Source organism: Yersinia sp. 2541 StPb PI, assembly GCF_052217145.1.
Taxonomy (GTDB): domain Bacteria; phylum Pseudomonadota; class Gammaproteobacteria; order Enterobacterales; family Enterobacteriaceae; genus Yersinia; species Yersinia enterocolitica_E.
The window spans coordinates 2,313,258-2,324,553 of the sequence record NZ_JAZGQB010000001.1 but is presented as its reverse complement, the minus strand read 5'-3'; the positions used below and the strand labels follow the sequence as shown (position 1 = coordinate 2,324,553).

Here is an 11,296-nt window from a genome sequence, read left to right as displayed (position 1 = left end):
GAAAAGGTGCGCAATCCCATTAAAGTTCGGTAAAAGTATGCTTCACGCGTTGAGAACGTTTGATGTAAGGCACAAAAACAGCGGCGGCCAGCAAGGGCCATCCCAGAGTGCGTAAGGCAATATCATCACTGATCGGCGAGAAAGCAAAGGCCTTTAGTGCCAGTAGCACGGTTAACAATAACCAAAGAATAAACCATTTCGGTAGACGACGTGAGCGGCTGCAAAACAACCAGATGACCCATAATGTATAGGCCCACATCACCAAGGTTGTTATCACCGAGAAATACCATTGTAGGGTAAATGCCTGTGAGTTGGTCACCAGATACTCTCGTGACTCTGGGGTGAAGATGGCCATGGCATACAGTACTAGCATCAGGCTGGCGCTGAGCAGTGTGACGATCAAATAAGCCAGTGGGGCCAATAACCAGCCGCCAATGCGCTGATATTCCTGCGGTTGAGACATAGTGAACCTTAGTAATCTATTAATAAGGAGTGATAACCATCTGTCGCTATCACTTCTTTGTATGATGCTAGCTTAACCCGCAAATGTGTCCTTCGTCATCTATATCAATATGGTAATACGCCGGTTGGGTACCCAACCCTGGCATGGTCATGATATTTCCAGTGTAGATACGAACAAATCCGGCACCTGCCGACACGGCACAGGCCGTTACAGGCAATACAAAATCATGTGGGACGTTCTTCAGGCTGGCATCGGCACTGATAGACAGGGGTGTTTTGGCGATGCACAGCGGCAAATGGCCGAAACCTGCTGCGGTTATCTCATCAAGTTGTTGGCGCGCTTGAGGCGTAAATGTCACATCGTGGGCGCCATAACGCTGTGCCATAACCTGTAACTTGCTCTCCAGTGTGGCGCTGTCTGGATAGGGTAACGTCGGCTCAGCGCCCTGAGCGCAGGCAGTTATCACTTGTTGAGCCAGTGCGGTGGTCCCGGCACCTCCCAGGGCAAAAGCGTCACTGATTTCACAAGCAAGTGCGCCGGCAGATAAAGCATAGTCGGCTAAAAATCTCAATTCTTCGGGGCTGTCGTCGGGGAAGCGATTAACCGCAACCACCACCGGCAAACCGTAACTTTTCGCGTTATTGATGTGCCATTTCAGATTGGCGCAACCTTGATTGAGCAAGGGAATATTGCTATTGAGGATCTCGGCAGGTAGTGGCTGACCCGGCTTAATATCATACGCGCCACTATTGGCTTTCAGGCTACGCAGTGTCGCCACCAAAACCACACAAGCGGGGGCAATACCGGATTGGCGATACTTAATATTAAAGAATTTTTCCATCCCCATATCGGAACCAAAACCCGCTTCGGTTACCACATAATCCGCTAATTGTAAGCCCAACCGGTCTGCCAGAACCGATGAGTTGCCGTGGGCGATATTGGCAAAAGGGCCTGCATGGATCAGTACCGGGGTGTGTTCACTGGTTTGCATTAATGTTGGATGAATAGTCTCTTTCATTAGCACGGTCATGGCACCGGCGACGCCCAAATCTGTTGTGGTTATCGGTTCGCCGTGGGTGGAGTGAGCCAAAATAACCCGGCCAATGCGTTGTCGCATATCTTGCAGGTTTTCTGATAAGGCCAAGATAGCCATCAATTCAGATGCAGCGGCTATTTCTACATGGTCTGCCCGCTCCACACCGTGGGTACTTTCGCCGATCCCCACACGAATATGGCGTAGCGCCCGGTCGTTGTGATCAACCACGCGTGGCCAGAGGATCCGCTGCGGGTCAATATTCAGTAACGGTAATCCGGTTTGTTGACTAAACGCCAGCCCCAAGCGTTGCTCATGGTACAACCGCGCATCCAAAGCGGCGGCGGCCAGATTATGTGCAGCACTGATGGCATGGATATCACCTGTGAGATGCAGGTTCAGTTTCTCCATCGGTTGCACCTGTGAAGCACCGCCACCCGCAGCACCCCCTTTCACACCAAAGACCGGGCCAAGACTGGGTTGACGGATACAGGCAACACAACGGTGACCTAATCGGTTGATCCCCTGACTTAAGCCAATCGTTGTTACGGTTTTCCCTTCGCCTAACGGCGTTGGGGTGATACTGGAAACTAAAATCAGTTTGCCTTGCGCACGACCAGGCTGGATCGCCCGGATATCAACTTTTGCCATATGATGCCCATAAGGGATGACATCATCGGTGCTAACACCTAATTGCTGAGCAATATGCATGATTGGCAACATTGCTGGGTGACGAATAAAATCTGAATGAGGGGGGAGGTCATCGGCAGTCGAAGGCATTGTCGGTGTCATGGCGAGAAAAAGTCCTGTTATCAGTGATAAAACGGCGGCAGCCAACCACTATGGCTATAAATCACCGCAAAATTATCACATAAAGCGATGAATAATTGACGATACAAATCAATAAATGTGAAGTGACCGAGGTTAAGTGTCCTACCATAGATATTCTTAATATTGGCGGCCTAATATGTCTAATTTATATCGCTCCATTGTGAATTAAAATTCACAAACATAACGAAACTAAGGTGTTTTGAGTTATCAAAAGTTATAAATCCTTACGCGATATGAACGATATATAAAAACCATTCTATGATACCGGCGTTATATGTTTTTAGACTTGTTTTGGCGATTATCTGTTTCTTATGTTAACAGATGTTCCTAATAATTTAGGTAATCTACTCTATGGAAAACCACGTTCATTCCTCATTGGTCTGCGCTGCTCGATTACTCCGTCTGGCGGGGTTGAATTCAGACACTGTTGAGGATTTTAGCCACAAAAATGCTATCGGTTGTTGGACCATGGCCACACGTGCATCATTGCAGCGCTATTTAGCGCAATTTTCACATACCACAGCAGCTCGCTTCAAAATCATAAAAAAGTCATTAAATAATATTAAACCAGAACAATTGCCACTTGCCTTTCGCGATATGCAAGGCAAATTTATCTTATTGGCACGTATTAATGAAAAGCAGGTGCTACTGCAACATGCAGATAGCGGGAAGCCAGAAATAATAACTTATCAAGAGCTTACGTCGATTTGGAGTGGTGTCATCATTTGTTGTAGCCATTCGCGTTTCAATATTCGCTGGTTTGTTCCCGTATTACTGCGCCACCGTAAATCATTGATTCAGGTATTAGTATTATCAATGTTATTACAGTTTCTGGCCTTGATTTCTCCTCTTTTCTTTCAGGTTATTATGGATAAAGTGCTGGTCCATAATGCACTCACAACACTTGATGTGTTAATTATTGTGCTATTAGTCGTAGGCATATATGAAGTCGTATTAAAATTACTGCGAGAATATATTTTCACTCACACGACCACTCGGGTTGATATTTTATTGGGCGGCAAGCTATTTAACCACCTAATCAAATTACCACTAAGTTATTTTAAGCAACGCCATGTGGGCAATATTGTCGCTCGAGTGAAGGAGCTGGACAATATTAGAGAATTTATTACGGGATCCGCACTGACGCTATGTGTTGATGTGGTTTTTACCCTGGTGTTGTTTATTGTCATGTGGTGCATTTCACCACTACTGACGCTCATCATTTTAGGCACATTGCCGTTATATCTGTTATTAGCGGCGCTGACCACCCGGCCATTACAACAGAAAGTTGAAGTCCTGTGCGGTTGTGCCGCACAAAATGGGGCATTTTTAACTGAAACTGTCTCTGGCGTGGAAACGGTAAAAAGTCTGGCGCTGGAACCCCAAATGCATCAACGCTGGGAAACCCAAACACGTGATTATGCTGAAGCGAATTTTCAGGTACAAAACCTGCAAAATCTCAGTAGTCAGGCGGCTCAGTTATTGCAAAAACTGGCTGGTGCAGTGGTGATTGTGGTGGGTGCTTATCAAGTGATGTCGGTGCAGCTCAGTATCGGGCAACTGATCGCCTTTAACATGTTGGCGGTGCAGGCATTGATGCCAATGAGTAAGTTGGTTGATTTGTGGCAACAGAGCATCCGGGCCCAAGTGGGGCTAATGCTGATCTCTGACATTTTGAGCTTACCTGCGGAGCAGTCGGTGAGGGCGGTGCCACTTGACCACCCGATTCGAGGAGATATCACGTTGCAACAGGTGATTTTCCGTTATCGCGTCGATTTAAACCCGGTACTACAGGATTTTTCCTTATCTCTGCGTGCTGGCGAACATATCGGGCTGGTGGGGCCATCAGGCTCGGGTAAAAGTACCGTTGCCCGACTATTACAACGCCTCTATATCGCAGAGCAGGGTGTAATCAATATTGATGGCATCCCAATTGGAAATTTATCCCTCGACATGTTGCGGCGTCAGATAGGGGTTGTGATGCAGGAGAGTTATCTGTTTAACCGTACGGTACGGGAGAACATCGCCCATTCACGACCCACGGCATCATTGGATGAGGTGGTCAAGGCTGCATGTCTGGCGGGAGCCAACGCTTTTATACTCGCCTTGCCACTAGGTTATGACACCGTGCTGTCAGAGGGCGGTGCCTCGCTTTCTGGTGGTCAGCGTCAGCGTATTGCCATTGCCCGTACATTGCTGGCTAATCCCCGTATTTTGATTTTTGATGAAGCAACCAGTGCGTTAGATGACGAGTCGCAAGCGGAAGTACAGAAAAATATGGCCCGCATTATCGCCAATCGTACTGTCATCACTATTGCCCATCGCCTCTCGACGGTGCGACATTGCCATCGCATCGGTGTCATGGCACAAGGCCGCATTACTGAGTTGGCTAACCATGATCAACTACTGGCGCTAAATGGCGTTTATGCCCGATTGTGGCAGCAACAGGCTGACTTCAGCCATGAGGAATCAAAATGAAGTTGATGCAATATTGGTATAGAACAGCATGGTTCAATGCCATAAAGAACCGTTGGCAACGCCATTTCTCGCCTCAGCGCACCCGTGATGAATATGATTTCCTGCCTGCCTATCTGGATATTGTGGAACGGCCAGTGGCACCACTGGCACGGCGCACTGCATGGTTTCTGGCGCTGACACTGCTGCTGGCATTGGTATGGTCGATTGTTGGAAGGCTTGATATTCACGCGTCAGCTAAGGGCAAAGTGATTGTTTCTGAACATTCGAAAGTGATCCAACCGCTAGAACCGGGGGTGGTGGTCGCAATTAAGGTGCGCGATGGTGACAAAGTTGAAGCCGGCCAGGTGTTGATTGAGTTAAATCCAATCGGCATTGATGCCGAGCTAGGTAATATCAATCAGCAATTAATGCATCGCTTACTGGAAGCTGCCCGTATGGTGGCGCTACTGACAGTGAACCCCGCCGCGATGTTTACTCCCCCTGAAAGTAGCCCTGATGATTTGAACATCACCGCCAGGGCACTTTTGCACAAAGAAGTAAACGAGGTCAATGCAGAGTTATCGCGCCAGGAGAGTGAACAGGCGGTTAACCAGGCCCATATTCAAGCGGGTATGACTAATATTACGCACCAGAAAGTGTTAATGAAAAACATTCATCAACGGTTGCAGGCGTTACGAACACTCGCTAAATCCAAGTCAATCGCCGACGTGGAGTTATTGCTACAAGAGCGGGAATGGCTAAATGCCACGGCTGAAAGTAGCCGTTTGGACAATGAACAGGCTATCTTGCAGGCGAAAGCACACCACCTGTCACAAACCCGACTGCACTATTTAGCTGAAAAGAGGCGGAGTTACCAGGAACGATTAAATCAAGCTCATGAAGTTATCAACCAATTGCGACAAGAGCAGATCAAATTGCTAGAAAAGCAGCGCCAACAGACCTTACGCGCACCGGTTACCGGCGTGATTCAACAATTGGCGATTCATACTATGGGCGGCGTGGTCACCACGGCTCAACCGTTAATGGTATTGGTGCCTGAAAGTCATCAGTTAGAACTCGATGTCATGATCCTCAATAAGGATGTGGGTTTTGTGCTGCCAGGGCAGGCGGTGGAGGTGAAAGTTGATAGCTTTCCTTATACCCGATTTGGCACGTTGTCGGGTGAAGTAAAGCATATTTCTCGTGATGCGATGGAGGACCAACAACAAGGCTTAGTGTTTCCGGCCCGGATCCGTCTGGACAGCGACAGGCTGAGCGTTGAAGGGAAGTCGGTGCGTTTATCCGCAGGTATGGCGGTCAGTGTAGAGATTAAAACCGGCCGGCGGCGGGTTATCGATTACTTACTCAGCCCATTACAAGAATACCAATCCGAAGCCATGAGGGAGCGTTGAGATGAAGAATTCAACATCAACGCAGGTCATCCAGCCATTGGCAGCACTGGCTCGGGCTGCTGCATGTTTTGATCTGGCGGTTGAGCCTGCGCAGTTGGCGCATCAACTCGGATTAGCGCCGGAAAAAATAGATTACATTGCGCTGTGTCGTGGTGCCGGTTGGATTGGTTTGCGGGCCAGAAAAGTCAGTCAGTCATATGACCGTTTGAAACATCTGGCGCTGCCTATCTTATTCAGTGATGAGAATCAGTGGTATGTACTACTGGCGCTGAATGATCAGGGTGCGGTGGTTTATTTTGCCGCCACGGGACAGCAGCAGCAAATAAGCCAGCAAGCACTGGCCTGCTTGTGGCGTGGTGACGCTATTTTATTGGCGAAAGCAGAGTTACAGGGACCGAAAAAAGCCTCTTTTGGCTTTGGTTGGTTTATTCCGGTTATTACTAAATATCGCCATCAATTACGTAATATCGTTTTAGTGTCACTGTTATTACAGGCTATTTTGCTGGTGACGCCAATGCTATTTGAAACGGTGATCGACAAAGTCTTAGTGAGCCGCGGCGTCGGGAGCTTAATGGTATTGGGCTGCGCCATGATAGCATTGGCAATTGCCGAACCCTGTTACACCTTCTTGCGTGGCTGGCTGTTCTCACATCTCTCCAGCCGAGTTGGTGCCGAACTTAACACCCGCCTTTATCGCCATTTACTGGGGTTGCCCCTGGCTTATTTTGGCGCACAGCAGACAGGGCAAACTATCGCCAAAGTACAAGAAATGGAGCAGATTCGCAGTTTTCTGACGGGGTCTGCATTAACCATGTTATTGGACCTGATCTTTGTTGGTACATTTATAATTGTGATGTTTTGTTATAGCAGCCAACTGACATGGATAGTTCTGTTCTCTCTGATCTGTTACCTCCTGTTTTGGTGGGCCATTGGCGGTGTTTTACGTCAGCGGGTTGAGCGTCAATATGAAGCCAGTGCAGATAATACGTCGTTTTTAACTGAAGCAATTAGCGGGTTGGAAACGATAAAAACCACTGCCACCGAAAGCCAGTTTAATCGCAGCTGGCAGCAGTCATTAGCCCGTTATGTGCAGGCATCATTTGCTGGCATGAGGATGGCAAATATTGCTGAGCAAGGTATTACACTTATTAATAAAGTCACCTCAGCCATAGTGTTGTGGTTTGGCGTTAAATTGGTACTGGCAGGGGGGTTAAGCCCAGGTCAATTCATTGCTTTTTCAATGTTTTCGGGTTACGTAACTCAACCCATTTTACGTTTGGCTCAGATATGGCAAGATTTCCACCATACGCAAGTCGCTCTGAAACGGATTGGTACCATTTTGGATTATCCAACCGAGCCGGGCTGCACCGGATTATCATCAAGTCATGGGTGCACCGGGCGGTTGACATTTAAACAGGTGCGTTTTCGCTATCGATCAGATACCACCGAAGTTTTACAAAATCTTAATTTAGATATTGCTGGTGGCGAGTTTATTGGCATTACCGGGCCATCCGGCTGTGGCAAATCAACGCTAACGAAGTTACTACAGCGGTTATATATTCCTCAACATGGGCAAATTCTGATAGATGGGCAGGACTTGGCGATTACAGATGCCACGGCATTACGTCGCCAAATGAGTGTGGTACTGCAAGATAGCATCTTGTTCTCTGGTAGCCTGCGCGACAACATCTGCCAGTGCCAGCCTAATGCTGATGATACCCTGGTTGAGTCGATTGCCCGGCAGGCGGGGGCGCATGATTTTATTATGGCTCTACCGCAGGGCTATCAAACCCAGGTGGGGGAAAAAGGGAGTATGCTGTCTGGCGGGCAGCGGCAGCGAGTTGCTCTGGCGAGGGCGCTAATGGCGGATCCTAAAATACTGATTCTTGATGAAGCCACCAGTGCTCTGGATTATGAATCTGAGGCGGCAATTATGCGCCAGTTACCAGAAATTATCCGTAATCGCACCGTCATCTGCATTGCTCATCGATTGAATACATTGCGCCAATGTCATCGTATTTTGGTATTAGGAAACGGGCAAGTATTGGAACAAGGCAGTCATCAGGCGCTACTTGCTCAGGAAGGAGCCTATGCACGGTTGTGGCGGTTACAAACTGAGTAATGCATCGCGCAGTGGGTTATTAATCTCGCTTAAAATAACGCTGGGTGAGAATCTCTCACCCAGCTATCACCAGCCATACAGTGCGTGATTACAACTTGTCACCGTTGGTTTTAATCACCCCTTGATACCAGAAGAAGCTTTTTTTACGCTGACGTGCCAGTTGTTTCTGATGGTCGACATAAACAAAACCATATTGCTTCTGGAAGCCATTCAACCAACTGAGTAGATCGATAAATGACCACGGATAGTAACCACGGACATCTGCACCTTGCTTGATGGCATCTTCAATTGCCACAATATGCTGACGCAGGTAATCAATCCGGTCATCATCAACCACTTCGCCCTCAATGATTGGGTCTTTAGCACCCAAGCCATTTTCAGTGATATAGATAGGGATGTCACCATAGCGCGCCTTGATATTCATGATACCTTCAGTAAGGCCCTGCGGGTAAATCTCCCAATCCCAGTCGGTATAAATCCCGTTAGGATTGCGGACAAATTTAAACAAATCTTTGAAGCCGAACTCATTCCCTTGTTGATGACCGGAACCTTTTTCACCTGAGGTGTTCATGGTCAGATGCGTTTCTTGGTTATTGGCAGCAATAGTTTCACGCTTATAGTAGTTCAACCCAATAAAGTCACAGATATTGTTACGTAACAGAGCATCATCATCGGGGGCGAATTGTGGAACACCCCAAATGGCCTGGGTCTGCGCCAGCAATTCAGCTGGATACTCACCTTTTAACACTGGATCATATAACCAATGGGTAAAGATCCCTTCAGCTAAGCGAAATGCGGCGATATCTTCGGCGGAATCACTCAGTGGCGTGTTGGTTTGCAGGACATTCACAAAACCTATTGTCCCGTCGATACCGCTGGCACGAAATGCTGCAACCGCTTTGGCGTGAGCGACAAAAACGTGATGGCAGGCTTGGATAGCACGGGCAGGATTCTGGACGCCCGGCGGATGACCGCCAGTAATATAGCCAAAACCAATAAAACAGATGGTCTCGTTGAACGTTGACCAGAGCTTGACCCGATCACCATAGTGCTGATAACACAAACGTGCATATTCTTCAAAAGCATCGGTGGTGCTGCGGGTTTCCCAACCCCCTTCATCTTGCAAGGCTTGTGGCAAATCCCAGTGATAGAGCGTAATCATCGGCTCGATGTTGTGTTCCAGCAATGCATCGATCAATTCACTGTAGAATTTAACTCCCGCGGCGTTCACCTCCCCACGGCCTGTTGGCAACAAACGCGGCCATGAAATTGAAAAACGATAACTTTTCATGCCCATCTCCGCCATCAGAGCTACATCTTCGCGGAAACGATGATAGTGGTCGACAGCAACATCACCATTGGTTCCCTGATAGGTGGTACCGGGCAGATGTGCAAAAGTGTCCCTGATAGAAGGGCCTTTACCATCAGTATCATAGGCACCTTCAACTTGATAAGCGGCGCTGGCGGCACCCCACAGGAAATTTTTCGGGAAAGCAGACATAAAATCACTCTCATGTAATGGATAAAAAGGGTGTTTGATAAAATCTCTATCCTCAGTGTATTAGGGAAAACGTTATTTATGCAACCGGTTTCTGTAACCGGTTTCTGTTACGCTAAATTGAGTGATTGAACGGCAATAAAACGACAGCGATATACAAGACACCAATCACAAAACCGTAAACAGTGCCTAAACGAGGTAAAGACAAGATGGGTCATCGAATACCACTGTGTATATAATCAGTGTTTCGCAAATTAAGATTTTTTGTTGAAGAAGGAAGAATGATGATCACTCGGCTTGCTATCTCTGGCTACCGTTCGTTACGCGATGTGGTACTTGAATTGGGGCAATTGAATGTCATTACCGGCGCGAATGGCAGTGGCAAGTCCAGTCTTTATCGAGCGCTCCGGTTGCTGTCAGATATTGGTCAGGGGCAGGTTATCCAATCATTGGCGGCGGAGGGCGGGTTACAATCAACCCTCTGGGCGGGGCCCGCGTCGTTTTCCCAGTCGATGAAATCAGGAGAACAACCGATTGAAGGTACCACTCGCCATCATCCCGTGAGCCTCAAATTGGGCTTTGCTGGCGCGGACTATGGTTATGCTATCGATCTGGGTCTCCCCACACCGCGCAGGTCATTTTTTGCATTGGATCCTGAAATCAAGCTTGAAAGCCTGTGGTGTGGCGATACCCTGAACAATAATGCGCTTTTTGCTGAGCGGCGAGGCCCGCGGGTTCGCATCCGTGATGAGCGCGGAATTTGGCGCGAGTCATATCACGGGTTAGCGGCCTATGACAGTATGATGACCCACAGCACAGACCCCCGTGATGCCCCAGAGATTCTGCTTATGCGCGAACGGATGCGGGCCTGGCGTTTTTATGACAATCTGCGTACCGACCGTCATGCGCCAGCTCGCCAGCTTCAAGTGGGGACTTATACACCGGTACTGGCCAGTGATGGTGCGGACTTGGCCGCTGCGTTACAAACGATCAGAGAGATCGGGGATACCGATGCACTCACGCATACCATTACAGATGCTTTTCCCGGAACTACGTTGGCTATTGAACCCAATTTTGAGTTGCTGTTGTCACAGCAAGGTTTGTTAAGGCCACTCAAGGTTGCAGAGCTATCAGACGGTACCTTACGTTATTTATTGCTGGTGGCGGCATTGCTATCGCCACGACCTCCCGAAATGATGATCCTGAACGAACCCGAAATCAGCCTGCATGTTGATCTGTTAAAACCATTAGCGCGGTTGATTGGGCAGGCGGCACAACATACCCAGGTGATTGTGGTGTCCCATGCTGCTGAGCTGGTGGCGGCGCTACAGCAGGAAAGCCACTGTCGCCATATCTTGTTGGATAAACAGTTAAGTGAGACAACGATACAACAAGAGGCCACACCTCATTGGTTATGGGCAGCACGTTAGCGGCAGTGACGGCGATGTTGAAAACATATAGGGCTGTTAAGCTCCTCGAC

Annotated in this window: 7 protein-coding genes; 4 read left to right on the top strand and 3 right to left on the bottom strand. The window is 48.3% G+C overall.

The annotated features are described in order from the left end of the window. Nucleotides 1-19 precede the first annotated feature (19 nt). Complete coding sequence (locus V1953_RS10305; RefSeq protein ID WP_372558995.1) at nt 20-463, bottom strand: DUF2569 domain-containing protein; 444 nt, start codon at nt 461-463, stop codon at nt 20-22. Between the two features lie 67 nt (nt 464-530). After that, nucleotides 531-2,288, bottom strand: coding sequence for a formate--tetrahydrofolate ligase (locus V1953_RS10300; protein ID WP_083158879.1), 1,758 nt, complete (start codon nt 2,286-2,288; stop codon nt 531-533). Nucleotides 2,289-2,678: 390 nt separating this feature from the next. On the opposite strand from V1953_RS10300, the gene V1953_RS10295 reads away from it, so the two are divergent. The 3 genes from V1953_RS10295 to V1953_RS10285 are packed head-to-tail and all read left to right on the top strand — an operon-like array spanning nt 2,679 to nt 8,318. Beyond that, nucleotides 2,679-4,805: a peptidase domain-containing ABC transporter gene (locus V1953_RS10295; protein WP_442850877.1), complete on the top strand. Its 2,127-nt coding sequence runs from the start codon at nt 2,679-2,681 to the stop codon at nt 4,803-4,805. Next, entirely contained in the window at nt 4,802-6,196 is a 1,395-nt protein-coding gene (locus V1953_RS10290) for an HlyD family type I secretion periplasmic adaptor subunit (RefSeq protein ID WP_442850876.1), read from the top strand. The genes V1953_RS10295 and V1953_RS10290 overlap by 4 nt, the downstream gene beginning before the upstream one ends. 1 nt (nt 6,197) lies before the next feature. Further along, nucleotides 6,198-8,318, top strand: a complete 2,121-nt coding sequence (locus V1953_RS10285; RefSeq protein WP_420073437.1) for a type I secretion system permease/ATPase — start codon at nt 6,198-6,200, stop codon at nt 8,316-8,318. Between the two features lie 88 nt (nt 8,319-8,406). On the opposite strand, the gene V1953_RS10280 is transcribed toward V1953_RS10285, so the two are convergent. Continuing rightward, nucleotides 8,407-9,819 (bottom strand): GH1 family beta-glucosidase, encoded by a 1,413-nt coding sequence (locus V1953_RS10280; protein WP_442850875.1) that lies wholly within the window; start codon nt 9,817-9,819, stop codon nt 8,407-8,409. Nucleotides 9,820-10,100: 281 nt separating this feature from the next. Between V1953_RS10280 and V1953_RS10275 the strand changes: the two genes are divergently transcribed. Next, a complete protein-coding gene (locus V1953_RS10275; protein WP_083158874.1) occupies nt 10,101-11,246 on the top strand; it encodes an AAA family ATPase in 1,146 nt (381 codons plus the stop codon). The last annotated feature ends 50 nt before the right edge of the window (nt 11,247-11,296 follow it).